Origin of the sequence: Solibacillus isronensis, assembly GCF_023715405.1 — a bacterium.
GTDB classification, from domain to species: domain Bacteria; phylum Bacillota; class Bacilli; order Bacillales_A; family Planococcaceae; genus Solibacillus; species Solibacillus isronensis_B.
In genome coordinates this window covers 1-232 of the sequence record NZ_JAMBOC010000061.1, presented here as the reverse complement: position 1 = coordinate 232, position 232 = coordinate 1, and the positions used below count along the sequence as shown (strand labels likewise).

At 46.1% G+C, this 232-nt stretch carries 1 tRNA gene and 1 rRNA gene; both read left to right on the top strand.

Annotation, left to right across the window (positions count from 1 at the left end):
• Window positions 1–58, top strand: a 16S ribosomal RNA gene (locus M3166_RS19625); the annotation flags it as partial.
• Between the two features lie 96 nt (window positions 59–154).
• Window positions 155–231 (top strand) — tRNA-Ile (locus M3166_RS19620).
• Window position 232 lies beyond the last annotated feature (1 nt).

The following is a 232-nucleotide window of genomic DNA, read 5'->3' as shown; positions in this document are numbered from 1 at the left end:
TGGGGTGAAGTCGTAACAAGGTAGCCGTATCGGAAGGTGCGGCTGGATCACCTCCTTTCTAAGGATTTTTCGGAATCATTCCCTTGGGGAATGAAACATTAACGTTTGCTGTTCAGTTTTGAAGGTTTATGATGAATTTTATATACTTCTAAGAGGGCCTATAGCTCAGCTGGTTAGAGCGCACGCCTGATAAGCGTGAGGTCGATGGTTCGAGTCCATTTAGGCCCACCAT